Origin of the sequence: Streptomyces lasalocidi (genome assembly GCF_005280215.1) — a bacterium.
Classification (GTDB): Bacteria; Actinomycetota; Actinomycetes; order Streptomycetales; family Streptomycetaceae; genus Streptomyces; species Streptomyces longwoodensis.
Genome location: NZ_SZNQ01000001.1, coordinates 6,915,908 through 6,941,486 on the forward strand (window position 1 = coordinate 6,915,908; position 25,579 = coordinate 6,941,486).

Consider the following 25,579-nt stretch of genomic DNA (forward strand, 5'->3'; position numbering starts at 1 on the left):
GTCCGCTCGACAGGGGTGGGGTGCAACCGGACGGGCCTCCCCGGCGGTCATGGGGGGTGATCGTCACCAGTGACGGCGGCCGGCGTGACCACCCGGCCGCCCCGACGGAAGCGGACCATGAGATATCGCAGCAGAGTGACCGGACCGGCGGCCGCCCTCATCGGCGCCACCGCGGTCCTGGCCGGGGGCAGGAGCGCGTACGCGGCGGGGACCGGCGACGGCCCCGCCCCGGGCCCGGAGACCCTCGGCGACCCCGTCTACCCCACGCTCGGCAACGACGGCTACCGCGTCGGCGCCTACCACCTCGACCTCGCCTACGACCCCACGACCGCCCTGGTGGAGGCCACGGCGACGCTGCGGGTGCGCACCACCCGGGCGCTCAGCCGCCTCTCCCTGGACGCCCTCGGCCTGGACGTGCGGTCGGTGCGCGTCGACGGCCGCACGGCCGACTTCGAGCAGGCCGACGAGAAGCTGAGGATCACCCCGGAGCGCCGGCTGCCCGCCCGCGCCCACGTCACCGTCTGCGTCGAGTACGGCGCCGACCCGCGCCGCGCCCTGCCCCACACGGGCTGGGTGCCCACCCCGGACGGCTTCGCGGTGGCCTGCCAGCCGAACCTGGCGCACACCGTCTTCCCCTGCAACGACCACCCCTCCGACAAGGCGGACTTCTCCTTCCGCCTCACCGTCCCGGACGGTCTGACCGCGGTCGCCAGCGGCACCCGCACCCGCACCGAGCGGCTGCCCGACGGGCGCACGGCCGTCACCTACCGGTCCCGCTCGCCCATCGCCACCGAGCTGGTGCAGATCACCGTCGGCGACTACGTGATCAAGGAGCGGAGCGGGCCGCACGGGCTGCCGCTGCGGGACGTCGTACCGAAGGCGCGGGCCGAGGCCCTGGAACCCGCGCTGTCCCTCACTCCCGGCCTGGTGGAGTGGATCGAGGACCGCCTCGGCGCGTTTCCGTTCGAGACGTACGGGCTGCTGCCGTGCAACTCCGACCTGGCGGAGCCGTTCGACTTCACCGGCCTGGAGACCCAGACCCTGACGATCTACCGGCCGAACTTCCTCCTCCAGGAGGAGAAGAAGATCGGCTCGCACATGATGCACGAGCTGGTCCACTCCTACTTCGGCAACAGCGTCTCGCCCGCCACCTGGGCCGACCTGTGGATCAACGAGGGGCACGCCGACTTCTACGGGCTGCTGTACCGCTACGAGCGCGGCTGGCCGGACTCCCTGGGCCTGACCAGCTTCGAGGCCCGGATGAAGGACACCTACGCGCGCGGCGACCAGTGGCGGCACGACTGGGGACCGGTCGCCGCGCCCACCGCCGCGAACCTCTTCGAGTCGCAGCGCTACCTGGGCGGCGTGCTCGTGCTGTACGCGCTGCGCCAGCTGATCGGCGAGGACGCCTTCCACGCCGTGGAGCGGGCCTTCCTGGCCCGGTACCGGAACGCGTCGGCTTCGACCGAGGACTACATCGCGGTGGCGAGCGCGGTGTCCGGCCAGGACGTCTCCGGGTTCCTGAAGGACTGGCTGTACGGCACGACGACGCCGCGCATGCCGGGCCACCCGGACTGGACGGTCACACCGGTCACGCCGTCCCTGGCCACCCCGCACGGCCGGAGGGACACGCGTCCCCACGACCACTCGGCGACGCTGTGACCTGAGCCCGTCACACCGGGCGGGCGGGGGAGACCCCGTCCGCCCCGTCGGCCCCGCCCCGGGTCAGTTCCCGCTCGATCCAGCGGCAGATCACGTGCACCGCGTACACGTGCTCGGCGCGGCTCAGCTCCCGTCCCTTGGGAATCCCGTGCCACCGCTGGAGGCAGCCCCGGCAGCAGGTCGCGGTGGCGTGCTGGGCGACGAACACCGGATGACCGCGGTACGGGGTCTGCTTGCCGTCCTTGTACGGCTCGGCGGGGGCCAGCCGACGGGCCAGCAGGTCGTAGGCGTGCCACCGGATCGTGGCGGGCCCGCGCTCCACGGCCAGGGCCCGCTCCCTCCCGAGCAGCCGGAACCGCGCCCGGAACGGCTGGCGCCCGATCACGTCCAGCCGCTCGTCGAGCGCACGGACCGAGGCGGGCGGCGGGACGTCGGGAGCGGAACTCATGATTCCCCCAGCGTACGGCGCCGTGACCGTGGACCGGTCAGCCCCCGAACGCGTGGTCCGTCACGTCGTCGCTGGTGCGCTGGTGGGGGATGGACGGCAGGGCGCCCTGCTGGAGGGTGACGTTCCGGGCCGGGGCCGGGATGCGGATGCCCTCGGCGCGGTAGCGCTTGTGCAGGCGCTTGATGAACTCGTGCTTGATCCGGTACTGGTCGCTGAACTCGCCCACGCCCAGGATCACGGTGAAGCCGATCCGGGAGTCGCCGAAGGTGTGGAAGCGCACCGCCGGCTCGTGGTCGGGGACCGCACCGGTGATCTCGGTCATCACCTCGGCGACCACGTCCATGGTCACCTCCTCCACGTGCTCCAGGTCGCTGTCGTAGGCCACGCCCACCTGCACCAGGATCGTCAACTGCTGCTCGGGGCGCATGAAGTTGGTCATGTTCGCCTTGGCGAGCTGCCCGTTGGGGATCACGATCAGGTTGTTCGACAGCGCCCGCACCGTGGTCTGGCGCCAGTTGATGTCCTCGACGTAGCCCTCCTCGCCGCTGCTCAGCTTGATGTAGTCGCCGGGCTGCACGGTCTTGGAGGCGAGGATGTGGATGCCCGCGAAGAGGTTGGCGAGCGTGTCCTGCAGCGCGAGCGCGACCGCGAGACCGCCCACGCCCAGGGCGGTGAGCAGCGGCGCTATGGAGATGCCCAGCGTCTGCAGCACCACCAGGAAGCCGATCGCGAGGACCAGGATCCGGGTGATGTTGACGAAGATCGTGGCGGATCCGGCGACGCCGGAGCGCGAGTGGGTCACGCTGCGGACCAGTTCGGCGACCACCCGGGCCGCCGACAGGGTCACGACGAAGATCAGCAGCACCGTCAGGGACTGGTTGGCGGTGCGCTGCAGGGCCCTCGTCAGCGGCAGCACCGCGGCCGCGGCGGCCGCGCCGGCGGCGATCGCCGCCCACGGCACGACGGTGCGCAGCGCGTCCACCAGCACGTCGTCCCCGCCCCACTTGGTGCGCTTGGCGTGCTTGGCCAGCCAGCGCAGCAGCCCGCGGGAGAGGAAGGCGACCAGCAGGCCCGCGGCCAGGGCGATGCCGGCGAGGAGGGAGTCGTCCAGGGTCAGCGCGCGGTTCACCGGTCACCTCCGGGGAGACGATCCGCGGCTCGGGGGGCCGCCGACGGCCGGATGTGCAATGTCGTCACGTGGTCCACCTGCTCGGTTCCGGGAAGTGCGATCACGCGGGCCCCGCCGGGGTGTTGGGCCCGGCCGGCCCGCGCGATCACCCATCCTGCCGCATTCCGGACGGCAGTTCGTACCCGGCCGGGTCCCTCACACGATGCCTTCGGCCAGTTCGGCCTGCTCCCGGTCCGAGCCGTACGCGGCCGTGGTGGGCGTCCCGTACGAGCGGCGGGCGACGAACCACCACACGGTGGCCAGGACCAGGACGACGGCCAGCGCGACGGAGGCGTAGTTCATGGTGTCCGCCGTCACCGGCGACGACTGCGGCAGGCAGAACAGCACCGTCACGCACGCCACCCACACCACGGCGATGCAGCCGATCGGCCTGCTCCACCGGCCCAGGCTCCACGGACCCGGCGTGAACCGGTCACCCGCGCGCAGCCGCAGGAACACCGGGATGGCGTACGCGGGCGTGATGCCGATGACGTTGATCGCGGTGACCGCGCCGTAGGCGGTGGCCGAGTACAGCGACGGCAGGGCGAGCACACAGGCCACGGCGACCGACAGCCACACCGCGGCCACCGGCGTCTGGGTGCGGGCGCTGACCGTGCGCCACAGGTGCGAGCCCGGCAGCGCCCGGTCCCGGCTGAACGCGAACACCATCCGGCTGGCCGCGGCGACCTCGGCGTTCCCGCAGAACAGCTGCGCCACGATGACCACCAGCAGCAGCGCGCTCGCGCCGTCCGTGCCGAGCCCGTCGAGCAGGATCTGCGCGGGCGGCACCCCGGTCGCGGTGGCGAGCGTGCCGTCGTAGTCCTGGATGGCGAAGGTCAGTCCGGCGAGCAGCACGAAACCCGCCAGCCACGACACCCAGATCGAGCGCACGATGCCGCGCGCCGCCGACACCGAGGCGTGCGCCGTCTCCTCCGACAGGTGCGCCGAGGCGTCGTAGCCGGAGAACGTGTACTGGGCGAGCAGCAGGCCGATCGCGGCGACGTACACCGGGTTGTGCCAGCCGGTGCCGTTGACGAACTCGGTGAACACGAAGGACGCCGAGCGGTGGTGGTCGGGCACGATCCACAGCGCCCCCACGATCACCGCGACGCCGGCCAGGTGCCACCACACGGATATCGAGTTGAGCACGCTGACCAGCCGCACGCCGAACAGGTTGAGCACGGCGTGCAGCAGCAGGATCGCCATGAAGATCAGCATCGTCTTCCCCGGGGTGGGGGTGAAGCCCCACTGGAGGTTGGCGAACGCGCCCGCGAACAGGGCGGCGCCGTAGTCGATGCCGGCGATCGCGCCGAGCAGGCCGAGCAGGTTCAGCCAGCCGGTGTACCAGCCCCAGCGCCGTCCGCCGAGCCGGTCGGCCATGTAGTACAGGGCGCCCGAGGTCGGGTAGGCGCTGGTCACCTCCGCCAGCGCGAGGCCCACGCACAGCACGAACAGCCCGACCCCGGCCCAGCCCCACAGCATCACGGCGGGTCCGCCCGCGTTCATGCCGAAGCCGTACAGGGTCATGCAGCCCGACAGGATCGAGATGACCGAGAAGCTGATCGCGAAGTTGCCGAAGCCGCCCATGCGGCGGGCCAGCACCGGCCGGTAGCCGAGTTCGCGCAGCCGCTGCTCCTCGTCGGGCCGGGCGGCCTCGACGGGGGCCGGTGGCTCGGGGGTGCGGGACATACGGAGACCTCCGGGGGGAGAGGGGGGTGGGAAAACCGGGGAGAAACGGGGGGCGCGACCGGGTCAGGGCGTGGCGCCGCTGCGGGCACGGGCCCGCAGGAACACCTCCACCGCCTCGGCGGGTTCGCCCGGCCGTCCGGCGCGGCCCGTCCACGGCACGGGCGTGTAGTACGGCCCGATCGCGTCGAACACCCGGGCCGCCTGCGGGAAGCGCTGTGCGCCCCACAGGGCGTGGGCGAGGTGGTTGAGGTCGAGCGGTGAGCGTTCGGCCGGGTCGGAGCGCTCGAACCACGCCTCGTACGCCCGCAGCGCCTCCCGGGTGGCGTCCTCGGCCACCCAGAACAGGTCCAGGGCCGTGTCCCGCCCGCCCTCGCGCCGGTAGCGCTCGACCCGTACGTACAGCGGCAGCAGGTGCAGCGCGGAGCCCGGCGGTGCCGCCTGGCCGACGAGCTGGGCGAAGCCCTCCGCCTCCGCCGGCCGGGGGGAGGCCGCGTGCGCGTAGAGGAACTGGAGCATGCGGTGGTGGGCCTCGCGGTTGCCGGGGTCGCGCTTGTCGGCCTCGGCGAGCAGCCCCCACGGCCCCGGCGGGAGCGTCGGTTCCGGGGCGGCCACCCGGTGCTCGTCCCACAGCCGTTGCCGGTCGAGCTGGGCCAGCGCCAGCAGGCACACCCACGGCACCGGGTCCGGGGGCGCGACCCGGGCGGCCTCCTGGCTCATGTCCCAGGCCTCGATCCACAGTTCGTGCGTACGACGGTGACCCTCGCGCCGCGCCCGCAGGGCGCGTTCCACCCCGACCCGGGCGCGCATCACCACGGCCGGGACGCTGTGCGGCTCCTCGGCGAGCCAGGCCCGCACCACGTCGGTCCCGGCGGCCGCGGTGGCCAGCACCTGGGTGCGCCGCGTCCAGGCCGCCCAGCCCGCCGTGTCCTCCAGCAGGGTGCGCATCGCCAGCCAGCGCCCGGTGCGCAGCTCCTGCAGGGCGGACCGCAGCGCGTCGTCGGGGCCGGCGGGGTCGTAGGCCGGCCGTGCTCCTTCGCGTGCCATCAGCCGTCCGCGCGGGGGTGCCGAAGGGGCAGGTCGGCGGGGTGCAGTAACAACAGCCCTCCTCTGGGCGGTTGATGAGGAGATCACGTCGGTCGGCGGTCACTATAGAGGGGCTGGTACGACCGGACGAAGCAAATCAAGTCCGTTATTTTTCAACCATCTTGGCTGGTGGCGGGCCGCAGCCGGCCCGGCACCGGGCGCGCTTGACGCGGCGCGGGACCCGACGGCAGGCTGTCGGACCGTGATCACCGGGACGCGGGCGGCCGCGGGGGAGGGTGCGATGACAGGCCCCGTGCTCGCCGTCGACCAGGGAACCTCCGGCACCAAGGCCCTCGTGGTCTGCCCCGAACGCGGCGTCCTCGGCACCGGATTCGCGTCGGTGCGCCCCCGCCACCTGCCCGGCGGCCGCGTCGAGGTCGACCCCGCCGAGCTGTACGGATCGGTCGTCGAGGCCGGCCGGCGGGCGCTCGCCGAGGCCGGCGAACCCGTCGTCGCGTTCGGCCTGGCCAACCAGGGCGAGACCGTCCTCGCCTGGGACCCGGCCACCGGACGCCCGCTCACCGACGCGATCGTCTGGCAGGACCGCCGCGCCGAGGACGTCTGCGCCGAACTCGCCCCGCACGCGGACGAACTGCGCGATCTGACCGGCCTGCCCCTCGACCCCTACTTCGCGGCGCCGAAAATGGCCTGGATCCGCCGTCGGCTGACCCGCGAGGGCGTCGTCACGACCAGCGACGCCTGGCTCGTACGGCGCCTCACCGGAGCCTTCGTCACGGACGCGGCGACCGCCGGCCGCACCCAGCTCCTCGACCTCGACCGCGCCGCCTGGTCCCCGCGCGCCCTCGACCTGTACGGCCTGTCCGACGAGCGCCTGCCGGACGTCGTCGACAACGCCCACGTCGTCGGCACCACCCGGGCGTTCGGGCCCGGGTCCCCGGAGATCCCGCTCACCGGGCTCGCCGTCGACCAGCAGGCCGCCCTGCTCGCCCAGCGCGTCACCGCCCCGGGCACCGCCAAGTGCACCTACGGCACCGGCGCGTTCCTGCTCGCGCACACCGGGGAGAGCCCCGGGCGGGGCACCTCCGGGCTGGTGTCCTGCGTCGCCTGGCGCCTCGCGGACCGCACCCACTACTGCCTCGACGGCCAGGTGTTCGCCGCCGCTTCCGCCGTGCGCTGGCTCACCGATCTCGGCGTGCTGCGCGACGCCGCCGACCTCGACGCCGTCGGCGGCGGCGTGCCCGACAGCGGCGGCGTCACCTTCGTGCCCGCCCTGGCCGGACTCGCCGCCCCGTGGTGGCGCGGCGAACTGCGCGGTTCCCTGACCGGGCTCGGCCTGGACACCACCCCCGGCCACCTGGTGCGCGCCCTGTGCGAGGGCATCGCCGCCCAGGTCGTCGCCCTCGCCGACGCCGCCGAGTCCGACCTCGGCACCGCGCTGACCGTCCTGCGCGTCGACGGCGGCCTGACCCGCTCGACGCTCCTCATGCAGACCCAGGCCGACCTGCTGCAACGCCCCGTGGAGGTGTCCGCGCTGCCCGACGCGACGGCCCTCGGCGTGGGCGCGCTGGCCCGGCTCGGCGCCGATCCCGGCCTGGGCGTCGAGGCCGCGCTCCCGGACCAGGAGCCCGCCGCCGTGTACGAGCCGCGCCTGACGGCCGACGAGGCCGCCGAGCGCCTGGCCCGCTTCCGGACGGCCGTGGGGGCCCTGCTGGAGGGGAGCCCCGCATGACGGCTCCCGGCGCGCGTGGGGGTTCCGTGACCGCCGCCGGCCCCCGCGAGGGCGCCGTGACCGTCGCGGGCCCGCTGCCCGCGCGGCCGTACGACGTCACCGTCGTCGGAGCCGGGGTCGTCGGCACCGCCCTCGCCCGGGAGCTCGCCCGCCACCCCCGCCTGCGGGTCGCCCTCGTGGAGGCGCAGGACGACGTCGGCCAGGGCACCTCGAAGGCCAACACCGCCATCCTGCACACCGGTTTCGACGCCGTGCCGGGCTCCCTGGAGGCCCGGCTGGTCCGCGAGGGACACCGCCTGCTGTCGGCCTACGCGGCCGAGTCCGGCATCCCCGTCGAACCGGTCGGCGCCCTCCTCGTCGCCTGGGACGAGGACCAGCTGGCCGCCCTGCCCGGCCTCGCCGACAAGGCGCGGCGCAACGCCCACGACGGCGTCCGCCCCCTGGACGCGGCCGAACTGTACGCCCGCGAACCCCACTTGGGCCCCGGCGCGCTCGGCGCCCTGCACGTGCCCGGCGAGAGCGTCATCTGCCCGTGGACGACCCCCCTCGCCTACGCCACCCAGGCCGTGCGGCACGGGGTGGACCTGCACCTCGGCTGCCGGGTGGAGTCGGTGACCGACGGCACGGGCGGCGGACCGCAGGTGCTCGGCACCAACCGCGGTGCCCTGCACACCCGTTGGCTGGTCAACGCCGCCGGGCTGCACGCCGACACCCTCGACCGGATGCGCGGCCACCAGGACTTCACCGTGACCCCGCGCCGCGGCCAGCTCCTCGTCTTCGACCCCTTCGCGCGCGACCTCGTCCGCCACATCCTGCTGCCCGTGCCCACCGCCCTCGGCAAGGGCGTCCTGGTCGCGCCCACCGTCCACGGCAACGTCCTGCTCGGACCCACCGCCGAGGACCTGGACGACCGGACCGCCACCGGCACCACCGCCGAGGGACTCGCCGGCCTGCGCGAGAAGGGCCGCCGCGTCCTGCCCGCGCTGCTGGAGGAGGAGGTCACGGCCGTCTACGCCGGCCTGCGCGCGGCCACCGAGCACGACGACTACCGCATCACCGCCCACCCCGAGCAGGCGTACGTCACCGTCGGCGGCATCCGCTCCACCGGCCTGACCGCGTCCCTCGCCATCGCCGCGCACGTGCGCGACCTGCTGGCGGACTCCGGCCTCGCCCTCGGGCCCGCCCGCGACCTGGCACCGGTCCGCATGCCACAGCTGGGCCGGACCTCCCCCCGCCCGTGCCGCGTCCCCGACCGGGTCGCGGCCGACCCCGAGTACGGCGTCGTCGTCTGCCCCTGCGAGCAGGTCTCGCGCGGCGAGATCCGCGACGCGCTCGCGGGGACGATCCCGCCGCGCTCCCTGGACGGGCTGCGCCGCCGCACCCGCGCCCGGGCCGGCCGCTGCCAGGGCGACACGTGCGGCGCGGCCGTGCGCGAGCTGTTCGAGCAGGCCCACCGGTGAGCGCGCGGGAGGTCGACGTCCTGGTGGTCGGGGCGGGGCCCGCCGGACTGGTGGCCGCCACCCGCCTCGCCGCCCTCGGCGCGGGCCGCGTCGAGGTGCTGGACGCGGACCAGGGAGCCGGGGGAGCGCCCCGGTACGGCGCGCACCGGGGCTACGGCACCTGGCCGCGCGTGGTGACCGGACCGGCGTTCGCGCGCCGGCTGGTGGCGGCCGCCCAGCGTGCCGGGGCGGTCGTGCGCACCGGCGTGACGGCGCTCGACTGGGCGGGCCCCCTCGCCCTGGAGACCGTCGGCCCGCTCGGCGTCGAGACCGTCACCGCCCGCGCCGTCGTCCTGGCCACCGGCGCCCGCGAACGCCCGCGCGCCGCCCGCCTGGTCCCCGGCACCCGCCCGGCCGGGGTGTACACCACGGGTGAGCTCCAGCGCGCGGTGCACCAGTTCGGGCAGCACATCGGGACCCGGGTGGTGATCGTCGGTGCGGGAGGCACGGCGTGCGCGGGGGAGGCGACCGGCCCGCAGACCGCGACAGGCGCGGAGGAGGCCGTGGCCGCCGCGTACGCCGAGCACGCGGCCGTCACCACCGTCCGGGCCGCGGGCGCCACGGTCGTCGCGCTGGTCACCGGCCTGTCCCGGGCCCGGAGCGGCCGCGCCCGGGTCGCCGACTCCCGTCCCCGGCAGGACTTTCCGCTCCTGACGGGCGCCACGGTCATCGAACTCCTCGGCCAGGGGCGCCTGTCGGGCGTGCGGGTCAGCCACCGCGACGGACGCACGGCCGTCCTGCCCTGTGACACGGTCGTGTTCACCGGCGCGTTCGTCCCCGACCAGGCGCTCGCCCGGCGCGGCGGCCTCACGACCGGCACCCGGTGCCCCGACGTGGACGCCGCCCTGCGCACCTCCCGGCCCGGCGTCTTCGCCGCGGGCGCCCTCGTGCGCCCCGCCGCCTCCGCCCCGGCCGCCGCCCGCGCCGGTGCCCACGCGGCCCACGCGGTGCTCGACCGGCTCGGCCTTGACCTCAAGTCCGCTTGAGTTCCTAGCGTCGGTGGCGTCCGAACGACCCAGGCGCACCCCGGAGGCACCGGCCATGGAGTACTCGTACAGCGACGCGGACCTGCTGCGGCAGCCGATCGGCTACTGGAGCTGGGCGGCCTACGACGCCGTCGTCACCCGCATCCGCTCCGCCCTCGCGGAGCTGGGGACCACCCAGCCGCAGTGGTGGGTCCTCGGCCAGGTCGCCGGCGCCGACCCGGCCAAGAGCCGGGACGAGGTGTCGCGGCTGCTGCGGAACTACCTCGGCACGGGCCCCGAGGCCATGGAGGAGGAGATCGACCACACCGTCGCCCGCGGCTGGATCGACCAGGACGCGGCGGGTCGCCTGCACCTGACCGCCGAGGGCCGGGCCTTCTTCGACAAGGCGGCCGCCGTCCAGCAGGAGCTCCACGAGGAACGGCACGCGGGCATCTCCGACGAGGAGTACCTGACGACGCTCAAGGTCCTCCAGCGCTTCATCCGCAACACGGGCGGCACGGCCTGGCACCACTGAGACGGCCGGGGCGGGCCGGACGGGCGCGGGGTGGAAGCGCCCACACCTCGACAGCGGGGCCTCCTGGTGCGGTTCCGGCCCGGGCTGCTGCCCGGACCACCAGGTGGCCCCGCTGTCGAGGCGGCGCTGTCAGGGTGGGGCACGACGTCAGCGCTGTGCGCCCTGGGTCTCCCGCGCCTCCGTGGCGAGCCCCCGGGTGTCCGGGGTCTCGGGGGCGGCAGCCGGGGCGTTCTCCGGCCGGTCGGCCAGCTTGAGCCAGACCACCCCGGCGATGATCACGCCCAGCCACACCGCCTGGGTGACCGTGAGGCTCTCGTCGAAGAAGAACGGGCCGAGCAGGGCGGCACCGGCTGCCCCGATCCCCGCCCAGACGGCGTAGCCGATCCCCACGTCGATGGTCCGCAGGGCGACGCTCAGCGCCCAGAGCGTCAGGAGGAAGAAGACGACCGCGACCAGTGACCACGACAGGCGGGTGAAGCCGTGGCTGCCGCCGACGGAGAGCGCGTAGCCGATCTCGAAGCCTCCGGCGAGGAGGAGCATGAGCCAGGAGTTGGCCGAGGAACGGTCGGTGTGGGACATGTGCCTGGGTCCTTTCGAGGGAATGAGAAGCAGGCGTGCGGGCTTGGCGGGACGGCTCAGGCGGCGCCGCTGAGCTGGAGCCCGACGACGCCGGCGATGATGACGGCGATGCCGAGGGCCTTGCGCCAGTTCAGCCGCTGGCCGAAGAGCACCACACCGAGGACCGTGATGCCGACACCGGCGATCGACGTCCAGATGGCGTAGCCGACGCCGACGTCGAAGGTCAGCAGGGCCCGGCTGAGGAAGTAGGTCCCGAGCGCACCGCTGACCAGGGTGATGGCGGTCCACCGGCGGTTCTTGAAGCCCTCTGCCTTACCGGCCGCGATGGCGACGACGATCTCGAAGATGTCCGCGATGGCGAGGTAGAGCCACTGCATGGCGGTCCTTTCGAAGGAGCGGGAAAGCGAAGGAACGTGCCCTCTGTTTGCTTGTACGTGCATGTTCACTGGGGCAATAGTTCCGCACGTCAGGTCTGAAGGGGAACACATAAAGCTTGCATGAACAAGTATCTCGCTGTCAATCCCGCAGGGCCCGTACGGAGGCTTCCGCACGGGCCCCGACAGGTCAGCCGGCCGCTTGGGCCAGGCGCCGCTGCGGTTCCCCGGCGGCGAAGGACGGGGCGGCCTCGCTGCCGTGCGCGTAGCGGCGGAAGCCGGGGACGAGTTCCGCCTGGCGCAGCGTGCCGCGGTGGAGGACCAGGCCGTGCACGCTGGTGCCGTCGTCGCGCCAGCAGACCAGCGGCAGATTGTAGGAGTCGCCCTCGGGGGTGGCGAACAGGGCGACGTGGCCGTCGGCCGCGACCAGGCTCATGACGTGCCGTCCCGCGGTGCCGTCTCGAACAGCCGTCCGTACCCGGTGATCCGGGCCGCTGCCCCGCCCGCCCCCGCCAGGTGCAGGGCGTGCCAGAACAGCGCCTGGTTGGCGGTCAGGACGGCGAAGTCCAGCTCCTTCTCCAGGGCCTGGATGACGCCGACCGCGCGGATGCCGTTGCCGGCGACCAGGACCGCGTCGGGCCGGTGGTCGGCGACCGTGGTGCGGATCCAGTCGGACAGCGCCTCGGGGGTGATCAGCTTCTGGTTGCTGGGCAGGCCGCAGGGGCCGTGGTGGACGACCGTGAAGCCCTGCTCGGTGAAGTAGTCGGCGCCCAGCCCGGAGAGCCGGTCGTCGAACCACGGCGGGTTGACGATCGCCACCTTGCGGGCGCCGAGGGCCGTGAAGCCGGTGACGGCGGCCGCGGTCGTGGCCGTGAGCGGGATGCCCCGGGTGCGCTGCGCCAGCCGGTCGAACAGCTCCTTCTCCCCGCTCGCGCCGAGCACGTAGGCGGAGCTGGTGAAGCCCAGGGCGATCACATCGAGCGGGGACGCCGCGAGCAGTTCGACCGCGTCGTCGATGAGCGGCGGTTCCACGAAGGCCCGCACCGGGTCGTGCGGGATCTTCGGGTCCATCTCCCCGCCGGGCCGCATCGCCGCGAAGTGCACGCGGGACGCGTGGATGAAGACGTCGTCGGGGGCGATGGCCTGGAACTCCGACTCGGGGCCGACGTCCGCGTGCGGGACGACCACACCGACCCGGGCCTCGGCCTCCCAGCCGTCCCTCTCGGCCTGAACGTTGGGCATGGTGGTTGCTCTCCTCACTGGGGTCAGCCCGTTGCCTCGGCGGCCAGCGACCCGCCCCGGACCGTGCCGTCGCCGTCCAGGAAGCGGGGGTGCTTGCGACGCATCTGGGACATGATGAACGTGTAGGGGACGTCGTCGAAGTCGCCGTGGTCCGCGACGAACTCCATGTTCTTGTTGCCCTGTTCGTCGAAGGGGTGGTGCACGCTGTCGGCGGTGCCGTCGAACTCCAGCGGCTTCATCCCGTACAGCCGGCACAGGATCTTGTTGAAGACCGGGGTGGCCTTCACCCAGGTGCCGTTCAGGTACACGGTGTTGAGGCCGTGGAAGAAGACGTCCCCGCCGATGTGGGACCGCAGCCGGTCCGAGGCGAGGTGGTTGCGCACGTCGCCGTAGTGCAGCCGGGCGGGGATGCCCACCGCCCGGCAGACCGCCGCGTACAGCACGGACTTGTGCAGGCAGAAGCCCTTCCGGCCGGCCGCGACGTTGCTGGCCCGCAGCCCCTCGGGGGACAGGTCGGCCCCGTACACCTCGTAGAAGACGTCGTCGCGGACCGCGTAGTACAGCTCGACGGCGAGGCGGCGCTCGTCGGCCGCCCGGTCGGCGACCGCGTGGTCGATGAAGGTTTGGACCGCGTCGGTCTCGTAGTCCAGGAACTCGGTGGGCGCGGTGAGCCGGGTGCGCTCCGCGCTCGTGATGGCGTTCATGGTCACCTTTCCGTCAGCGCTGTCCGCTCACAGGCCCAGCAGGGCGGCGATGCGGTTGCGCTGGATCTCGCTGGTCCCTGAGTAGATGGTTCCGCCGACGGCGTTGCGCACGTCGCGCTCGATGCCCGTGCCGGTCAGGTAGCCCTGGCCGCCGAAGATCTGCACCGCGTCCAGGGCGGTGGTCTTGTTGGCCTCGCTGACCACCGTCTTTGTCGCGGCGATGTCGATCGCCGTGTCCTGGCCGGCCTCGACCTTGGCACCGGTGTCGGTGAGCCACTTGCGTGAGGTCTCCACCGCGATCTTCATGTCGGCGATCCGGTGCGAGACGGCCTGGAACTTGCCGATCGGCTGGTCGAACTGGCGGCGGGTCCTGGCGTGGTGGACCACCCGCTCCAGCCGGTGGCTCATCTCGCCGAGCGTGAGGGAGAAGGAGAACAGGATCTCCCGCTTCATCACGTGGTCGAGGATCAGGAAGCCGGCGCCCTCCTGCCCGACGCGGTGGGCGGCGGGCACCCGCAGCCGGTCGAAGGTCACCTCGCTGAGCGGGGAGGTGCGCAGCCCCATCTTGGCCAGGGGTTCACCGACGACCAGGCCCGGGGTGTCGCGCTCGACGAGGAACACGCTCAGGCCGAACGGCCCGGGCTCGCCGGTGCGCACGTACAGCAGGAACAGGTCGGCTATGGGGGCGTTGGTGATGAACATCTTGCCCCCGTCGATGACGTAGGCGTCACCGTCGCGCCGCGCGGTGGTGCTGATGTTCGTGGCGTCCGAGCCGTGGTCCGGCTCGGTGATGGCGTGTGCCGTGACCAGTTCGCCCGAGACGATCCGCGGCAGGTACCGGGACTTGAGTTCCTCACGGGCGAACTTCTGCAGGGGCACGCCGACGCTGACGATCTGGGTGGAGGCGGAGAAGCCGAGACCTGCGTCGCGGCAGGTGTACCCGAGTCCTTCCAGGGCGCGCATCGTGTCGGTCAGGGTGCCGCCGCGGCCGCCGTAGCGGGGGTCGAACGGGACCGTGAGGATGCCCGACCGCCGGATCGTCTTCCACTTCTCCCAGGGGAATTCGGCGCGGGCGTCGAACGCGTCGACGTCACGGTTGAGTTCGTCGGCCCACGGGGTGGCGAGCTCGTAGGGGTCGAGGTCGGGGACGGGGGCGTGCGGGGCGGACTGCACGGGTGCGGATGTCATGGCGGTGTCGGCCTTCCGGTACGCGGTGCGGGGAGCGCCGGGGCCCGTGGCGGCACGGGCCCCGGTGATGACGGAACTCAGTACTGGGAGAAGCCGTCCGCCGACAGCGTGTGCTTCTCGTCCCCGCGCAGGGCCGGGCTGAAGACCGACACGAGTCTCAGGTCCTCGTAGTCGGAGGCCACGAGGTGGTGCGCGTCGTTCTGGTCGAGGGCGTAGATGGTGCCCTCCGTTATCTTGAAGCGCGTCCCGTCCGCGGTGACCACCTCGCCCGAACCTCCCGTGCAGTAGCAGGCCTCCAGGTGGCGCCGGTACTGCAGCGAGCTCGTCGTGCCCTTGCGGACCAGCGTCTCGCAGACGGTGAAGCCCATGCCGTCGGCCTCGGTCAGCAGGCGGTGGCTGGTGCCGTTGCCCCACTCGACGGGAACGACGTCACTGAGGCTGCGAACGATCATGACTGAACTCCTTCGGGTGTGTGCGTTGCGCATCCGCGGGATGCGTTCCGTGTGATCGGGAGGGGGTCAGACGACAGCGGGGCGCGCGCTCTCGACGAAGGCGGCCATGGCGGCGATGCTGCGGAAGTGCTCGGGCTTCAACGGGATGTCGTCGACGGGAATCGCGTAGGTGCTGGAGAGGTGCGAGACGATCCGGACCAGACCGAGGCTGTCGACGACCCCGCTCGCGATCAGGTCGAACTCGGGCGTCAGGTCGGAGGTGTCCTCGCCGTCGAGGAAGTCGGTGACGACGTAGCTGCGGATCTCGTCCACGAGCGTGCTCATGCGTGGTGTCCCTTCTGGCGCAGTGCCTTGATGAGGTTGCGGTCGGGTTTGCCGGTCGCGGTGCGCGGCAGGGGTGCGTCGCCCACCTGAACCGAGGAGGGCAGGGCGTGCCGGGGCAGGTGCGCGGCGCCGTGGGTGCGCAGGCGCAGGGAGGTGAGTGCGGTGCCGGGCCGCCGGGTCACCTGGGCGTGCAGCCGGTAGCCGGCCTCGGGGTCGGGCAGGGCCACCACGGCGGCCTCGGCGACGTCCGGATGGGCGGCCAGGACGTTCTCCACCTCCTGCACGTTGGTACGCACCCCGCGGACCTTGACCTGGAAGTCGGTTCGCCCTTCCAGCCAGTGCAGCCCCTCGGCGTCCCGGGAGACGACGTCGCCGGTGCGGTAGAACACCCCGGCACTGCCGTCGGGGGCGGGCACGAACACCCCCTCGTTGCGCCGGCGCTCCAGGTAGCCCGCGGTCTGGAAGGGGGTCGACACGTACAGCTCACCCGTGCCGGGCCCGTCCAGCACGTGCCCCTCGTCGTCGAGGACCAGGGCTCGCACGCCGGGCAGCGGGCGGCCGATCGGCGTCTTCTCCCCGGCCGTGGCGGGGTCGACCTCGTGGACGAAGCTGTCGTTGGTCTCCGTGCAGCCGAACACGTTGTGGAAGCGGGCGCCGGGGAAGGCCGCGCCGAGCCGGGCCAGCAGCGGGCGCGGCACGGTGTCCCCGGTGAGGACGACCGTGCGGACCCCCGGGTACCGGGCGTCGTCCCCGGTGAGCAGCCGGTACAGCATGGGGACGCCCTGCACGAAGGTGATCCTGTGCGCGGTGACCAGCTCCCGCAGGTGGCGGGCGTCGGTGCTCGAGTCCTCCTCGACGAGCACGACGGCGGCGCCGAGCCGGAGGCCGGTCCAGACGTCGAGCAGGGAGAGGTCGAAGTTGAGCGGGGCGTAACTGAGCAGTGTGTCCTGCTCGGTGAGGTGGAAGTGCGAGCCGGCCCAGGCGGCGAAGCGGTCGAACGCCGCGGCGGCCACCGGCACGATCTTGGGCGTTCCGGTCGACCCGGAGGTGGTCAGCAGCAGGTGGGCGACGGAGGGGTCGACGGTGTCGAATCCGTCGGCGGCCGCCTCGTCCTGCGGGACGGCGTCGTGGTGCAGCGCTCCCCGGTCGTCGACGGTGAGGACCGCGGAGCACCTGGCCTGCGCCGTGAGTGTCCCCAGGACCGCGGCACCCAGCCCGGGCGACGGGGTGAGCACCGCGTAGCCGGACCGGAAGGCCGCGATGAGCAGGGCGATCGTCTCCGGCGTCTTGTGCGCCGGTACGCACAGCGGACGACGCCGGTCGAAGTCCAGGCGGTCCAGGGCCGAGGCGAGCTCGTCGGCCAGGTCCGCGAGACGGCGGTAGGTCGTTCGCCGTCCGCCCTGCACCAGGGCGACGGCTTCGGGCCGCTGTCGTGCGTGCCCGGCCAGCGCGTCGCAGAGACGTAAGGATGGCATGGTTCCCCTCGTTCGTCCCGAATCGGACTGGAAGAGTGCGTTCGGGGGGTGACGGCGCAGGAGCGCACCGGGGAACGTCATCCGGAGCGCCACGGCCTACCAGAGAGAGCCGGCTCCGACCATCCCCCGTAGTCGTTCGGTGATTCACCGTAGCGTGAGTGCATGCAGAGTCAAGCATGTACTTGCGAAGATCGGTGTGATGGATTTCACGTCACGCTGAAATGGAGGCAGGGGTTCGCGCGCAATTCATTCGAAGGTGGACATTGGCTGCCGCCCGCACTTCCAAGGCTCAAGTGAGGCTCTACCTCAAATGTGGCGTCGCACGAGCCTGGGTCGCCGCAACGCCCGCACAACGACGAGAGCCGCCCGTGGCACGGGCGGCTCCTGGCTCGGCCCCCAGGGGGCCGGCGTGTGTGAAACGGGTGGTCCGGCTCAGCCCCCGCTGCGGAGGGCCTGCACGGTGCGGGTGAGCTCCGGGACGGCACCCGCGGCGTTCAGGGCGGCGCTCAGCACGTCGCCGTACGTGCCGCGGGCGGCGGCGTAGCGCTGCCGGCCCTCGTCGGTGATCACTGCGTAGACGCCCCGCTTGTCGTCGGGACACAGGTCGCGGAAGGTGAAGCCGGCCGTGTTCAGGCGCGCCACCAGGCGCGTGACCGAACTCTGGCCGAGACCCACCTTGTCCGCCAGGTCCTGCATGCGCAGTTCGCCGTCGGCGGCCTGGGCCAGGCACTCCAGGGCGCGGTATTCGGACAGACCGATACCGTGCTTGCGCTGCAGCGTCTGGGTGAGCTGTCGTTCGACGTGTGCGTGCAGGGTCAGCAGCCTGCTCCACATGGCCTGGTCAGAGGACGCCGTGGGCGCCTGGGGGATGGTCGTCATACCGGGTACTGGCTCCTCCCGAGCAGCGTTGACAACAAGATACATGTTCATGCAATCTTCTGTCCCGGCCTTTTTATTCCTCCCGACTCCTCTTCGAAGCGATAAGTTGTCCGTACAAGCAAATATGCGGGGACGTGCCGGACGATCCGGCACGCTGCGCGGGCAGGCCGTCCCGGCCGGGACCGGCGCCGTCGCCGGTGGTGACCTCCGGCCCTCGCCCTCCGCTCCGCCTCGCCGTCCTCCGACAGGGATGAAGCCATGACACCCACCGAGAGCCGACTGGCCGACTATGTCCGTGAAGCGGTGAAAATCAGCAGGGAACACGTCGCCCGGGGCGGCATCCCCTTCTCCGGACTCGTCGTCGACCAAGGGCAGATCCTGGCCAACGGGTTCAACCGCGTCCGCGAGGACAACGACCCCACGGCCCACGCCGAGATCGTCGCCCTGCGCCGGGCCGCGGCCGAACGAGGGGTGTGGGCGACCGCCGGAGCCACCCTGATCGCGTCCGGCGAGCCGTGCGCCCTGTGCTACATGGCGTCGCTCCACTTCGGCGTCAGCAGGATCGTGTACGCCGTCGACCGCCGGACGGCCGCCGAGTACGGCTTCGACTACTCCAGCTCGTACTCGATCTTCGCGAAGGACCCGGCCGACTGGCCGGTGGAAGTGACGCATCTGCAGGTGCCGGGAGCGGTCGAGCCGTTCGAGGAGTACCGCTCGGTCAACAGGAGGCTCGGATGAACCAGGCAGCGACCGACCGGATCAGCGTCAAGGTCTGGTCCGACTACGTCTGTCCGTACTGCATGCTCGCCGAGGGGCCGCTGCACGAGGCCACCCACGACCTGGACGTCGACGTGGAGTGGATGCCCTACGAACTCAGGCCCCACCCGAAGCCGACGCTGCGCCCCGAGGACCCCTACCTGCCCACGGTGTGGGAGCGTTCGGTCTACCCCATGGCCCGGCGGATGGGGGTCGACATCACCCTGCCCACCGTCTCGCCGCAGCCGTACACCCGGCTGGCCTTCGAGGGGTACCAGTACGCCGCCGAACACGGCAGGGCGGCCGAGTACACCCCGCGGATGCTGAGGGCGTTCTTCCAGGAGAACCAGGACATCGGCCGGCTGGAGGTCCTCACCGCGATCGCGGCCGAACTCGGCCTGGACGCCGACGACTACGCCCGGGCCCTGAACGAGGGTACGTACCGCAAGGCCCACGAGGAGGCGCTGCGCACCGCGGAGGCGTACAGCGTCTCGGTCGTCCCCACGGTCATCGTCAACGAGCGGTACCGCATCGAAGGGGTGCCCGACGCGGCCCGCCTGCGCAAGGCGATCCTCGAGGAACAGGCCGCCTCGCCCGACGCCCCCGGCAACGCCTGCGGGATCGACGGCTGCTGACCCCAGGCGACCGGTCGGTCGTCAAAGGGGCGGGGCGGGCGTGAAGGCCCGGGGCGGGGCGAACGCGGTGGCCCGGGACGACGGCCGTCGCGCCCCTCCCGCGTCCCGTCCGTTCAGATCACCTTCCACCGCACCAGCGCGCCCAGCGTCAGCGCCCCGGGCACCAGCGGCAGCCAGACCGTGATGATCCGGTACGCCAGGACCACCGCCGTCGCGGCCGGCACCGCCCCGCCGGCCGCCACCAGGGCCACGACCAGCGCGGCCTCCACCGAGCCGATCCCGCCCGGCGTGGGCACCAGGGCGACCGCCGCGGTCGCCGCCAGGTACGCCACCGCCAGGTGCGCGGCCGGCACCGGCAGCCCCAGCGCCCGCCCCACCAGCACCAGGCCGGCCGCCTGCAGCGCCGGGAACGCCAGCGACCCGCCCCACAGCGCCAGGGCCCGCGCCGGGCGGGCGTGCACCGAGCGGGCCTCGTCGAGCGCCGTGCGCAGGAAACCGGACACGGCCGCGCGCAGCCGCCGTACGAGGAGCAGCGCGAGTGCCGCGAGGAGCGCGACACCGGCGAGCCCGGCCAGCAGCGGACCCACCGCGCCGGACGGCATCAGCGTGCCCGGCCGCAGCGCGTGCGGGAAGGCGAGCAGCAGCGCGGCGAGCAGGCCCAGCCGCGCCACGGCCTCGGCGAGCAGGTACAGCGCCAGCGCCGCCGACGAGCGGGCCGGCGGCACCCCGCACACGGTCATGAAGCGCAGGTTGACCGCGCTCGCGCCGAGCCCGGTCGGCAGCAGGTGGTTGGCCGCGCCCGCCGCGAACTGCGCGGCCAGCAGGCGCCGTCCCGGCAGCCGTTGCACCACGGCGCCCTGCCGGGTGACGGCCGCCGCCACCCAGGTCAGACAGGTCGCGCCGACGGCGCCCAGCAGCCAGGGCCACTCGGCCGAGCGCAGCAGCGTGAGGCCCTCGGCGAGGACGGAACGGTGGCGCACCGCGACGACGGCGACCAGCAGGACCGGCAGCAGGCACAGCACGTGCCGGGCCTGCCGCACGGGGAGGGACCGCGCACGGGGGAGCCGCGCGGACCGGACGGGGGAGCGGAGCGGGCCCGGGGGACGGGGCCCTTCGGGGAGGATTACCGCGGTCACACCACGGAAGGTTCTCCCCGCCGCGCCAACACCGGGTGGCGGGATCACGGACTGCGGCTTACGGGCGGACACCGACCGCGCCTTGACCTCAACGACGGTCGAGGTCCTACCGTCCTCAACATGAGCATGGAGACCACCGCGTGGATGCAGCTGCACAGCGTCCTCAACGCCCAGCAGGACCGCCGCCCCTTCGACCGCGCGACACTGCGCCGCATCGGCGCCTTCGCCCGCCCGCACCGCCGCCGCATCGCGGTCTTCGTCCTGCTGGGGACGGTGACCGCGCTGCTCGCCGTGGCCACGCCCGTCCTGGCCGGACGGGTCGTCGACGCGATCGTGTCGCGGGGGGAGGAGCGCACGGTCGTCGGGCTGGCCCTGCTCATCGCGCTGATCGCGCTGCTGGAGGCGGCGCTCGGCATCCTCGGGCGCAGGCTGTCGTCGACGCTCGGCGAGGGACTCATCCTCGACCTGCGGACGGCTGTGTTCGATCATGTGCAGCGCATGCCGGTCGCGTTCTTCACACGTACCCGTACGGGCGCGCTGGTCTCCCGGCTCAACAACGACGTGATCGGCGCCCAGCGCGCCTTCAGCAACACCCTGTCCGGCGTGGTCGGCAACATCGTGACGCTGGTGCTCACCCTGGCCGTGATGCTCACCCTGTCCTGGCAGGTCACCCTGCTCGCGCTGGTCCTGCTGCCGGTGTTCGTGGTGCCCGCCCGCCGGATGGGCGGCCGCATGGCCCGCATGCAGCGCGAGGCGGCCACGCTGAACGCCGCGATGGGCACCCGGATGACCGAGCGGTTCTCCGCGCCCGGCGCCACCCTGGTCAAGCTGTTCGGCCGGCCCGAGCAGGAATCCGTCGAGTTCGCCGCCCGCGCCGCGCGCGTACGGGACATCGGCGTCCGCACGGCCACCGCCCAGTCGGTGTTCCTCACCTCCCTCACCCTCGTCTCCGCCCTGGCCCTCGCCCTGGTCTACGGCCTCGGCGGCCGGCTCGCCCTGCACGGCGCCCTGGAGCCGGGCGCGGTGGTGGCGCTCGCCCTGCTGCTGACCCGTCTGTACGCGCCGCTCACCGCGCTCGCCGGGGCACGCGTGGAGGTGATGAGCGCCCTGGTCAGCTTCGAGCGGGTCTTCGAGGTGCTGGACCTGGAGCCGCTCATCGAGGAGAAGCCGGACGCCCGTGACGTGCCGGACGGCCCGGTGGCCGTCGAGTTCGACGACGTCCGCTTCGCCTACCCGTCCGCCGACCGCGTCTCCCTCGCCTCCCTGGAGGAGGTCGCCTCCCTCGACACCCGCGGCGGCGAGGAGGTCCTGCACGGCATCTCCTTCCGCGCCGAACCCGGGCAGACCATCGCCCTCGTCGGCTCCTCCGGCGCCGGCAAGTCCACCGTCGCCCAGCTCCTGCCGCGCCTGTACGACGTCGACTCCGGCGCGGTCCGCATCGGCGGCGTCGACGTCCGCGACCTCACCGCGCGCTCCCTGCGCGCCACGGTCGGCATGGTCACGCAGGACGGCCACCTCTTCCACGACACGGTCCGGGCCAACCTGGTGATGGCCCGCCCGGACGACGGCGGCGGGGCGGCGGACGTCGAGGCCGACCTGTGGGACGCGCTGCGCCGGGCCCGCCTCGAGGACCTCGTCCGCTCGCTGCCCGACGGACTCGACACCGTCGTGGGGGAGCGCGGCTACCGGCTGTCCGGCGGGGAACGCCAGCGCATGACCATCGCCCGGCTGCTGCTGGCCCGCCAGCGCGTGGTCGTCCTCGACGAGGCCACCGCCCACCTCGACAACACCTCCGAGGCGGCCGTGCAGGAGGCGCTGACCGAGGCCCTGGCGGACCGCACCGCCGTCGTCATCGCCCACCGCCTGTCCACGGTGCGCTCGGCCGACCGCATCCTGGTCGTGGAGGCGGGACGCATCGTCGAACAGGGCACCCACGAACAGCTGTTGACGGCCGGCGGCCGCTACGCGGGGCTGTACCGGGCGCAGTTCGAGCAGTCGGGCGAGCCGGGGCAGCCGGGGGCCCCGGAGGTCGCGGTGGGGGTGTAGGGGCTGGCGTCCGGCAGGGGGCAGGGCGGGGGCGCGGTCGGGTGACGCTGGGGCCGAGGCCGTGTCCGACGCCGCGCGGACGCCGGCCCTCGACCCGCACGTCAGGGTCAGGTCCGTCAGGCCGGGCCGGTCGCGGGTCCGACCGGTGCGTCCCCGCGCAGGGTGATGCGGTGCATGACGCGGTGCTGGTCGCCGTAGTCGCGGTTGGCGTAGTGCGCCGTGCTGCGGTTGTCCCACAGGGCGACGTCACCGGGCCGCCAGCGGTGCCGTACGACGTGCTCGGGCTTGGTGAGGTGGGCGTAGAGGATGTCGAGGAGGCCGCGGCTCTCGTACTCCGAGACGCCCACGACGTGCGAGGTGAAGCCGGGGTTCACGAACAGGCCCTTGCGGCCGCTCTCGGGGTGGACCCGGACCACGGGGTGCTCCACCGGGGTCAGTGCGGTGAACACCTCGCCCTCCCACACGTTCCCGCGGCCCTGGCGCCGCTGGGCGAGGTAGTAGCCGAACTCGCGGCTGCCGTCGTGGACGGCGGTGAGCGTGTCGACGTACGCCCGCAGCCCCGGCGACAGGGACTCGTAGGCGAGCTGGCTGTCCGCCCAGTTGGTGTCGCCGCCGTGGGGCGGCAGCACCACCGCGCGCAGCACGGAGATCGCCGGCGGCCGGCGGACGAACGTCACGTCGGTGTGCCACACGTCGGCGAACCCGTTGTCCTGGCTGTCCAGCGCGTACACCTCGGGGGCCACGTCGCCGGAGTCGTGGACCGGATGACCGACGGTGACCTCGCCGAGGCGCCGGCCGAACTCGATCTGCGCCGCGTCGTCGAGGCCGTGCTGGCCGCGGACGAAGAGCACCTTGTACGCCACGAGTGCCTCGCGCAGGGCGAGGACCTCGGCGTCGTCGAGGCGGGCGAGGTCGACGCCGTGGATCTCGGCGCCGAAGTGCGGGCCGAGCGCGGTGACCGGGAGGGTGGCCGGGGCCGGCCGTTCGCTGAGGATGCTCACCTGTGTGCTTCCTTTCTGGGTACGGCGTTTCGGGCCGCTTCGTCGGACGGGGTTCGGGCCGCTCGGGCCGACGGCGGGGTCAGGCCGCCGCGGCGGTCTTCACGGCGTGCGAGACCTGGGCGCGCAGCTCCGTGAACTCCCGTGAGCCGCGCAGCTCTTCGGCGTCCACGTCGTCCCGCGGCAGGCTGATGGGCAGGTCCAGGGCGACGGTGCCGGGGCCCTTGGCCAGCACGACGATGCGGGAGCCGAGGAACACGGCCTCGTCCGCCGAGTGCGTCACGAACACCGCGGTGCGTCCGGTCCGCCGGGTCACCCGGCGGACGTCCTCCTGGAGCCGTTCCCGGGTCAGCGCGTCGAGCGCCGCGAACGGCTCGTCCAGCAGCAGGAGGGGGTTCTCGGCGGCGAGGGCCCGGGCGATGGCGACGCGCTGCTGCTGGCCGCCGGAGATCTCCCAGACGCGGCGCCGTTCGGTGCCCTCCAGACCGACCCGGGCCAGCAACTCCGCGCGCCGCTCGGGCCATCGGGAGCGGCTGACACCCGCGTACCGCAGCGCCAGGTCGATGTTGCCCCGCACCGTCCGCCACGGGAACAGCCGGGGCGTCTGGAACACCACACCGGCCGCCTCGCCGGGGCGCGGCTCGGCGCCGGAGACGCGCACGGCACCCTGCGTGGGCCGTTCGAAGCCGGCGATCAGCCGCAGCAGCGTGCTCTTGCCGCAGCCCGACGCGCCCACCAGCACCAGGAACTCGCCCGCGGGGACGCTCAGGTCGACCGGTCCGACGGCGGTGAACTCCTCGCCGCCGCGGCCGTACCGGTGGGTGACGTGCTCGATGCGGACGGAACCGGCGGCCGAGGTGTCCACCTCCGCGGTGGCCCCGGCGGCCGAGGTGACCGCGGTGACCTCACCGGAGGACATCGGACAGCCCCTTCGAGTAGAAGGCCCTGCGGACGGCGTCCTGCGACGGTACGGCGTCGATCTGCTTCTGCTCCGCCAGGAACGCGGCGGTGTCGGACACGTAGGTGAGCAGCTTGCCCGGACTGCCCTCCGTGCCCAGCCAGTCGGCGGACACGACCTGCTCCGGGGTGAGGAACACCCCCTGCTTCAGCTGCGCCGCGGCGTCCGCGGCGCTGATGCCGAGTTCCGCCGCGACGGCCTTCACCGAGCCGTCGGGGTCGGACTTGAGCAGGCGCAGCGCCTCGGCCTCCGCCGTGCGCCAGGCGTCGATGGCCGCCGGGTCCCTGGCGATCAGGTCGTCGGACACGACGGCCAGGTCCAGGGTCGGCTTGCCCGCCGCGCCGATCTCCTTGCTGCTGGTGAGCTGAGTGCCGGTCGCGCGCAGCTCGTCCAGGGTCGGCAGCCACACGTACGCGGCGTCGATGTCCCCGCGCTGCCAGGCGGCGAGGATCGGCTGCGGCTGGAGGTCGATCAGCTGCACGTCGGACGGCTTCAGACCGGCCGCCTCCAGCGCCGCCAGGAGGCTGTAGTGCGAGGTGGAGGCGAAGGGAGTGGCGATCTTCCTGCCCCGCAGCCCGGCGACATCGGTGACGCCGGTCGACTTGCGCGCCACCAGCGCCTCGTTCTCGCCGGCGACGTCCAGGATCCACGCCACCTTGTACGGGATGGGCGAACTCCCTGACACCCCGCGGGCGAACGGGCTGGAACCCAGCGCGGCGATGTCCAGGGACTTGCCGAGGAACGCCTGGTTGACGCTGGCGCCGGAGTCGAACTTGATCCACGAGATCTTGTGGTCGGGCAGCGCCTTCTCCAGCAGCTTCCTGTTCTTCACGATCAAGTCGCCGCTGGGGAAGGCGAAGTAGCCGATGCGCAGCCGCTTCGAGCCGCCGGACGACGCCGCCTCGCTGTCGGAGGAGCAGCCGGTGACGGCCGCGGACACGGCGGCCAGGGCACCGGCGAGGAGGAGGCGGCGGGACGGACCGCGGGAGGCAGGAGACATGACGGAGCCGTTTCTGTATGCGGGCAGACGATGCGAGGGGAAAACGCGGAGAAGCGCGGAGAACGCGGAGAACGCGGAGAGGGGGGCGGAGAAG

Annotated in this window: 26 protein-coding genes; 8 read left to right on the forward strand and 18 right to left on the reverse strand. The window is 73.1% G+C overall.

From position 1 onward, the window contains the following. The first annotated feature begins 117 nt into the window (after positions 1 to 117). Complete coding sequence (locus E4U91_RS31240) at positions 118 to 1,662, forward strand: M1 family metallopeptidase (RefSeq protein WP_137309911.1); 1,545 nt, start codon at positions 118 to 120, stop codon at positions 1,660 to 1,662. A gap of 10 nt (positions 1,663 to 1,672) precedes the next feature. On the opposite strand, the gene E4U91_RS31245 is transcribed toward E4U91_RS31240, so the two are convergent. The 4 genes from E4U91_RS31245 to E4U91_RS31260 all read right to left on the reverse strand — a co-directional run bounded on the left by E4U91_RS31245 (position 1,673) and on the right by E4U91_RS31260 (position 6,011). Continuing rightward, positions 1,673 to 2,110 carry a DUF4186 domain-containing protein gene (locus E4U91_RS31245; protein ID WP_137309912.1) on the reverse strand — a complete coding sequence of 146 codons (438 nt, stop codon included), beginning with the start codon at positions 2,108 to 2,110 and terminating at the stop codon, positions 1,673 to 1,675. A 37-nt stretch (positions 2,111 to 2,147) separates the two neighbouring features. Continuing rightward, on the reverse strand, positions 2,148 to 3,239 hold the full coding sequence (locus E4U91_RS31250) for a mechanosensitive ion channel family protein (RefSeq protein WP_137309913.1): 1,092 nt from the start codon (positions 3,237 to 3,239) through the stop codon (positions 2,148 to 2,150). 195 nt (positions 3,240 to 3,434) lie between these two features. Next, entirely contained in the window at positions 3,435 to 4,967 is a 1,533-nt protein-coding gene (locus E4U91_RS31255; protein WP_137309914.1) for an amino acid permease, read from the reverse strand. Positions 4,968 to 5,030: 63 nt separating this feature from the next. Beyond that, the gene (locus E4U91_RS31260) at positions 5,031 to 6,011 is read right to left on the reverse strand and encodes a hypothetical protein (RefSeq protein ID WP_137309915.1); all 981 of its coding nucleotides are present in this window, start codon (positions 6,009 to 6,011) and stop codon (positions 5,031 to 5,033) included. A gap of 280 nt (positions 6,012 to 6,291) precedes the next feature. On the opposite strand from E4U91_RS31260, the gene E4U91_RS31265 reads away from it, so the two are divergent. The 4 genes from E4U91_RS31265 to E4U91_RS31280 are packed head-to-tail and all read left to right on the forward strand — an operon-like array spanning position 6,292 to position 10,739. Continuing rightward, positions 6,292 to 7,740 carry an FGGY family carbohydrate kinase gene (locus tag E4U91_RS31265; RefSeq protein ID WP_137309916.1) on the forward strand — a complete coding sequence of 483 codons (1,449 nt, stop codon included), beginning with the start codon at positions 6,292 to 6,294 and terminating at the stop codon, positions 7,738 to 7,740. Continuing rightward, positions 7,737 to 9,200, forward strand: coding sequence for an FAD-dependent oxidoreductase (locus tag E4U91_RS31270; protein ID WP_137309917.1), 1,464 nt, complete (start codon positions 7,737 to 7,739; stop codon positions 9,198 to 9,200). Before E4U91_RS31265 ends, E4U91_RS31270 begins: the two co-directional genes overlap by 4 nt. After that, complete coding sequence (locus E4U91_RS31275) at positions 9,197 to 10,225, forward strand: NAD(P)/FAD-dependent oxidoreductase (RefSeq protein WP_137309918.1); 1,029 nt, start codon at positions 9,197 to 9,199, stop codon at positions 10,223 to 10,225. The genes E4U91_RS31270 and E4U91_RS31275 overlap by 4 nt, the downstream gene beginning before the upstream one ends. Positions 10,226 to 10,280: 55 nt before the next feature. Then, positions 10,281 to 10,739, forward strand: coding sequence for a MarR family winged helix-turn-helix transcriptional regulator (locus tag E4U91_RS31280; RefSeq protein WP_137311092.1), 459 nt, complete (start codon positions 10,281 to 10,283; stop codon positions 10,737 to 10,739). 147 nt (positions 10,740 to 10,886) lie between these two features. On the opposite strand, the gene E4U91_RS31285 is transcribed toward E4U91_RS31280, so the two are convergent. The 10 genes from E4U91_RS31285 to E4U91_RS31330 form a co-directional block, all read right to left on the reverse strand. Then, positions 10,887 to 11,318, reverse strand: a complete 432-nt coding sequence (locus tag E4U91_RS31285; RefSeq protein ID WP_137309919.1) for a DMT family transporter — start codon at positions 11,316 to 11,318, stop codon at positions 10,887 to 10,889. Between the two features lie 56 nt (positions 11,319 to 11,374). Beyond that, entirely contained in the window at positions 11,375 to 11,695 is a 321-nt protein-coding gene (locus E4U91_RS31290) for a DMT family transporter (RefSeq protein ID WP_137309920.1), read from the reverse strand. Positions 11,696 to 11,882: 187 nt separating this feature from the next. Then, positions 11,883 to 12,128, reverse strand: coding sequence for a DUF6253 family protein (locus E4U91_RS31295; protein ID WP_137309921.1), 246 nt, complete (start codon positions 12,126 to 12,128; stop codon positions 11,883 to 11,885). Then, a complete protein-coding gene (locus E4U91_RS31300) occupies positions 12,125 to 12,934 on the reverse strand; it encodes a maleate cis-trans isomerase family protein (protein WP_137309922.1) in 810 nt (269 codons plus the stop codon). The genes E4U91_RS31295 and E4U91_RS31300 overlap by 4 nt, the downstream gene beginning before the upstream one ends. Positions 12,935 to 12,957: 23 nt before the next feature. After that, positions 12,958 to 13,638: a transglutaminase-like domain-containing protein gene (locus tag E4U91_RS31305; protein ID WP_137309923.1), complete on the reverse strand. Its 681-nt coding sequence runs from the start codon at positions 13,636 to 13,638 to the stop codon at positions 12,958 to 12,960. A 27-nt stretch (positions 13,639 to 13,665) separates the two neighbouring features. Continuing rightward, positions 13,666 to 14,826 carry an acyl-CoA dehydrogenase family protein gene (locus E4U91_RS31310; protein WP_137309924.1) on the reverse strand — a complete coding sequence of 387 codons (1,161 nt, stop codon included), beginning with the start codon at positions 14,824 to 14,826 and terminating at the stop codon, positions 13,666 to 13,668. A gap of 77 nt (positions 14,827 to 14,903) precedes the next feature. Continuing rightward, positions 14,904 to 15,278 (reverse strand): ectoine synthase, encoded by a 375-nt coding sequence (locus tag E4U91_RS31315; RefSeq protein WP_137309925.1) that lies wholly within the window; start codon positions 15,276 to 15,278, stop codon positions 14,904 to 14,906. A gap of 66 nt (positions 15,279 to 15,344) precedes the next feature. Continuing rightward, positions 15,345 to 15,602, reverse strand: coding sequence for an acyl carrier protein (locus tag E4U91_RS31320; protein WP_137309926.1), 258 nt, complete (start codon positions 15,600 to 15,602; stop codon positions 15,345 to 15,347). Further along, positions 15,599 to 17,077 carry an AMP-binding protein gene (locus E4U91_RS31325; RefSeq protein ID WP_137309927.1) on the reverse strand — a complete coding sequence of 493 codons (1,479 nt, stop codon included), beginning with the start codon at positions 17,075 to 17,077 and terminating at the stop codon, positions 15,599 to 15,601. The genes E4U91_RS31320 and E4U91_RS31325 overlap by 4 nt, the downstream gene beginning before the upstream one ends. 432 nt (positions 17,078 to 17,509) lie before the next feature. Continuing rightward, complete coding sequence (locus tag E4U91_RS31330; protein WP_137309928.1) at positions 17,510 to 17,956, reverse strand: MarR family winged helix-turn-helix transcriptional regulator; 447 nt, start codon at positions 17,954 to 17,956, stop codon at positions 17,510 to 17,512. Between the two features lie 258 nt (positions 17,957 to 18,214). Between E4U91_RS31330 and E4U91_RS31335 the strand changes: the two genes are divergently transcribed. Both E4U91_RS31335 and E4U91_RS31340 read left to right on the forward strand, forming a co-directional pair. After that, the gene (locus tag E4U91_RS31335; protein WP_137309929.1) at positions 18,215 to 18,694 is read left to right on the forward strand and encodes a nucleoside deaminase; all 480 of its coding nucleotides are present in this window, start codon (positions 18,215 to 18,217) and stop codon (positions 18,692 to 18,694) included. Further along, on the forward strand, positions 18,691 to 19,347 hold the full coding sequence (locus tag E4U91_RS31340; RefSeq protein WP_137309930.1) for a DsbA family oxidoreductase: 657 nt from the start codon (positions 18,691 to 18,693) through the stop codon (positions 19,345 to 19,347). Before E4U91_RS31335 ends, E4U91_RS31340 begins: the two co-directional genes overlap by 4 nt. 113 nt (positions 19,348 to 19,460) lie before the next feature. On the opposite strand, the gene E4U91_RS31345 is transcribed toward E4U91_RS31340, so the two are convergent. Further along, positions 19,461 to 20,387 (reverse strand): lysylphosphatidylglycerol synthase domain-containing protein, encoded by a 927-nt coding sequence (locus tag E4U91_RS31345; RefSeq protein WP_241678748.1) that lies wholly within the window; start codon positions 20,385 to 20,387, stop codon positions 19,461 to 19,463. A 222-nt stretch (positions 20,388 to 20,609) separates the two neighbouring features. On the opposite strand from E4U91_RS31345, the gene E4U91_RS31350 reads away from it, so the two are divergent. Next, positions 20,610 to 22,529 (forward strand): ABC transporter ATP-binding protein, encoded by a 1,920-nt coding sequence (locus E4U91_RS31350; RefSeq protein WP_137311094.1) that lies wholly within the window; start codon positions 20,610 to 20,612, stop codon positions 22,527 to 22,529. Positions 22,530 to 22,645: 116 nt separating this feature from the next. On the opposite strand, the gene E4U91_RS31355 is transcribed toward E4U91_RS31350, so the two are convergent. From E4U91_RS31355 to E4U91_RS31365, 3 genes are all read right to left on the reverse strand, one after another. Then, positions 22,646 to 23,530, reverse strand: a complete 885-nt coding sequence (locus tag E4U91_RS31355) for a TauD/TfdA dioxygenase family protein (RefSeq protein WP_137309931.1) — start codon at positions 23,528 to 23,530, stop codon at positions 22,646 to 22,648. A 79-nt stretch (positions 23,531 to 23,609) separates the two neighbouring features. Further along, a complete protein-coding gene (locus E4U91_RS31360; protein ID WP_137309932.1) occupies positions 23,610 to 24,446 on the reverse strand; it encodes an ABC transporter ATP-binding protein in 837 nt (278 codons plus the stop codon). Then, positions 24,433 to 25,485: a taurine ABC transporter substrate-binding protein gene (locus E4U91_RS31365; RefSeq protein ID WP_137309933.1), complete on the reverse strand. Its 1,053-nt coding sequence runs from the start codon at positions 25,483 to 25,485 to the stop codon at positions 24,433 to 24,435. The genes E4U91_RS31360 and E4U91_RS31365 overlap by 14 nt, the downstream gene beginning before the upstream one ends. Positions 25,486 to 25,579 lie beyond the last annotated feature (94 nt).

Excerpts from the sequence above, each read along its gene's own strand:
- E4U91_RS31240 (WP_137309911.1), top strand. The coding sequence starts at position 118 with ATGAGATATCGCAGCAGAGTGACCGGACCGGCGGCCGCCCTCATCGGC.
- E4U91_RS31245 (WP_137309912.1), bottom strand. The coding sequence starts at position 2,110 with ATGAGTTCCGCTCCCGACGTCCCGCCGCCCGCCTCGGTCCGTGCGCTC.
- E4U91_RS31255 (WP_137309914.1), bottom strand. The coding sequence starts at position 4,967 with ATGTCCCGCACCCCCGAGCCACCGGCCCCCGTCGAGGCCGCCCGGCCC.
- E4U91_RS31260 (WP_137309915.1), bottom strand. The coding sequence starts at position 6,011 with ATGGCACGCGAAGGAGCACGGCCGGCCTACGACCCCGCCGGCCCCGAC.
- E4U91_RS31265 (WP_137309916.1), top strand. The coding sequence starts at position 6,292 with ATGACAGGCCCCGTGCTCGCCGTCGACCAGGGAACCTCCGGCACCAAG.
- E4U91_RS31270 (WP_137309917.1), top strand. The coding sequence starts at position 7,737 with ATGACGGCTCCCGGCGCGCGTGGGGGTTCCGTGACCGCCGCCGGCCCC.
- E4U91_RS31280 (WP_137311092.1), top strand. The coding sequence starts at position 10,281 with ATGGAGTACTCGTACAGCGACGCGGACCTGCTGCGGCAGCCGATCGGC.
- E4U91_RS31285 (WP_137309919.1), bottom strand. The coding sequence starts at position 11,318 with ATGTCCCACACCGACCGTTCCTCGGCCAACTCCTGGCTCATGCTCCTC.
- E4U91_RS31290 (WP_137309920.1), bottom strand. The coding sequence starts at position 11,695 with ATGCAGTGGCTCTACCTCGCCATCGCGGACATCTTCGAGATCGTCGTC.
- E4U91_RS31295 (WP_137309921.1), bottom strand. The coding sequence starts at position 12,128 with ATGAGCCTGGTCGCGGCCGACGGCCACGTCGCCCTGTTCGCCACCCCC.
- E4U91_RS31300 (WP_137309922.1), bottom strand. The coding sequence starts at position 12,934 with ATGCCCAACGTTCAGGCCGAGAGGGACGGCTGGGAGGCCGAGGCCCGG.
- E4U91_RS31305 (WP_137309923.1), bottom strand. The coding sequence starts at position 13,638 with ATGAACGCCATCACGAGCGCGGAGCGCACCCGGCTCACCGCGCCCACC.
- E4U91_RS31310 (WP_137309924.1), bottom strand. The coding sequence starts at position 14,826 with ATGACATCCGCACCCGTGCAGTCCGCCCCGCACGCCCCCGTCCCCGAC.
- E4U91_RS31315 (WP_137309925.1), bottom strand. The coding sequence starts at position 15,278 with ATGATCGTTCGCAGCCTCAGTGACGTCGTTCCCGTCGAGTGGGGCAAC.
- E4U91_RS31320 (WP_137309926.1), bottom strand. The coding sequence starts at position 15,602 with ATGAGCACGCTCGTGGACGAGATCCGCAGCTACGTCGTCACCGACTTC.
- E4U91_RS31325 (WP_137309927.1), bottom strand. The coding sequence starts at position 17,077 with ATGCCATCCTTACGTCTCTGCGACGCGCTGGCCGGGCACGCACGACAG.
- E4U91_RS31330 (WP_137309928.1), bottom strand. The coding sequence starts at position 17,956 with ATGACGACCATCCCCCAGGCGCCCACGGCGTCCTCTGACCAGGCCATG.
- E4U91_RS31335 (WP_137309929.1), top strand. The coding sequence starts at position 18,215 with ATGACACCCACCGAGAGCCGACTGGCCGACTATGTCCGTGAAGCGGTG.
- E4U91_RS31340 (WP_137309930.1), top strand. The coding sequence starts at position 18,691 with ATGAACCAGGCAGCGACCGACCGGATCAGCGTCAAGGTCTGGTCCGAC.
- E4U91_RS31350 (WP_137311094.1), top strand. The coding sequence starts at position 20,610 with ATGGAGACCACCGCGTGGATGCAGCTGCACAGCGTCCTCAACGCCCAG.
- E4U91_RS31360 (WP_137309932.1), bottom strand. The coding sequence starts at position 24,446 with ATGTCCTCCGGTGAGGTCACCGCGGTCACCTCGGCCGCCGGGGCCACC.
- E4U91_RS31365 (WP_137309933.1), bottom strand. The coding sequence starts at position 25,485 with ATGTCTCCTGCCTCCCGCGGTCCGTCCCGCCGCCTCCTCCTCGCCGGT.